Origin of the sequence: Aeromonas sp. QDB56 (assembly GCF_027705505.1) — a bacterium.
Taxonomy (GTDB): Bacteria; Pseudomonadota; Gammaproteobacteria; order Enterobacterales; family Aeromonadaceae; genus Aeromonas; species Aeromonas caviae.
Genome location: NZ_JAPDBZ010000291.1, coordinates 1 through 1,087, shown reverse-complemented (window position 1 = coordinate 1,087; position 1,087 = coordinate 1). Strand labels below are relative to the sequence as shown.

The 1,087-nt window shown below is 49.7% G+C and carries 1 protein-coding gene; it reads right to left on the bottom strand.

The window, feature by feature from the left end; genetic code table 11:
- Positions 1 to 1,001: ISAs1-like element ISAeme2 family transposase (locus OKB81_RS20470; RefSeq protein WP_270805443.1), on the bottom strand; the 1,001-nt coding region annotated here is incomplete at its 3' end.
- Between the last annotated feature and the right edge of the window lie 86 nt (positions 1,002 to 1,087).

The following is a 1,087-nucleotide window of genomic DNA, read 5'->3' as shown; positions in this document are numbered from 1 at the left end:
ATGTTCAGAACAAACCGTCTAAATAGCGCCATATTCTCGACTGCATCCTCCATCGCTATCCTTGATGCATCCTCGTTAAACACCACATCAAGAATGTAATGCTGGCTGTTCTCTATCCGCCAATGCTGACGAATATAGTGCCCGAGCAGCTTGTGCTTGGGGGATAACGAACTGACATAGTAGGAGGTATCTACCGTTCCTTTTCCGTTGGCGCTGCGGTGGCGCTCAACGGCAATGATGCTGCGGATTGTCGGCCATTTCTCTGCTAACTCTGGCGGTAATTTTGCTTTTAATTGAAACACATAGCGTTCTTCTTGACGACCATGCCCACTCTCTTTGTGCTCGACGACAATCTTCTCTTTCTGAGCGTCAAACAGTGCCTGGAATTGTGACTGAACGGCTTGGTACAACTTTGGCTGATTCTTCTTTACCTGTACCACCACATGAGCCTTCTTCTCGCTGATTTTCTGCAATGTTTCTCGCTGACAATGCAGGGCATCAAGCGTGACAACGGCCCCCTTGAGTTCAAGAATGTCCAGCATCTCTTTGACGGTTTCGATTTCCCCCTTCTTGTTCGGGGTTGCTTTCTGGCTTAGCACCAGCCCATTTTCGGTATCGTAGGCCGTGACCAACTGCAGAGCATCCTTGGCATTTCCCCGAAAGGAGCCGCGTAACACCTTGCCATCAAAGGCAATTATGGGTTTTCCCTGATGAGTGCGCTGTTCATTGACCCAGCACAGCAATGCTTCAAGCAGGGTATCGATGACAATGCAGCGCAGAATGCGAGCAATGGTGTGACGGCGCGGGATGCCATTGGCAAAGGGGCGATACTGACGGAGCCAATCGGCCTTTGAATTGCCATAGGTCTCTATGTCCCGCCAGCCCTCGGCGCCACTAATGATGGCGCTGATGACAAGAAACATGACATCAACAAGATCATGTTTACGATTGATATCAGAGCGGGTTTCTTCAACAAGGGTAAGGTGTTCAATTAAGGTCATAGAGCGCGCCTCCTGCATGGAGACGTGATTAGATCACAGACGATCAGCCTGTTCAAATTTCATTAACAAAGTGCGATCCCGCCCTG